The organism is Vibrio genomosp. F10 str. 9ZD137 (genome assembly GCF_049974785.1).
Classification (GTDB): Bacteria; Pseudomonadota; Gammaproteobacteria; order Enterobacterales; family Vibrionaceae; genus Vibrio.
The window spans coordinates 1-702 of sequence record NZ_JBNGCJ010000866.1 but is presented as its reverse complement, the minus strand read 5'-3'; the positions used below and the strand labels follow the sequence as shown (position 1 = coordinate 702).

Below are 702 nucleotides of genomic sequence, written 5' to 3'. Positions count from 1 at the left end.
TATCTTCACCTCATCTCCAAGCATCAGTCTTGGTCGTTACGCCTCTTTTTGGTGTAGTCTTAGAGTTCATATTACTTAAACACACAATGAATCAAGGCCTTCGGTTTTTGACAATCATATTAGAACAATAGGTATCGTCGGTGTCTATGTGCATAAAGGCCCATCTAAGGGTGATCACAATATTGCTTGCTGTAGCCTTATGGGGATGCAGTTCAACAAGTCATATGACTTCGGACGCGCCTAAGTCCGTCAGTTCTCACTATGGGTATCAACAGGGCTCTAAGCTTGATTTGGTGTTCCAGCAAACCGAGTATGATACCCGTATTTACACGGGATTTTTACCGCTGAGCCGTGGTCACGATGCATTACTGGCGCGTTTAGCGTTGATAGAGTCTGCGCAAAAAAGCATAGACGTTCAGTATTACATTTATCGGAACGATGAAACCAGTCAACTACTTACATGGCGTCTCTATGAAGCGGCAAAAAGAGGGGTTCGAGTTAGGATACTATTAGATGACATGCAAAAGCGCAGTGATCGAAATATGGCGTCATTGGCGACCCACCCTAATATTGAAATCCGCCTTTTTAATCCTCATCAGTACAGGCAAGCCCGAAGTCTTGCCTTGGTGTCAGATTTTGACCGTTTAAATCGCCGCATGCACAATAAATCGATGACTGCCGATTCTGTTCTGAGCATTGTCG

1 protein-coding gene is annotated in these 702 nt (G+C 44.3%); it reads left to right on the top strand.

The features are described 5' to 3' along the window. Positions 1-224: 224 nt before the first annotated feature. Positions 225-702 (top strand): phospholipase D-like domain-containing protein (locus ACP45E_RS19410; RefSeq protein ID WP_426511649.1); only part of this gene is annotated, 478 nt, incomplete at its 3' end.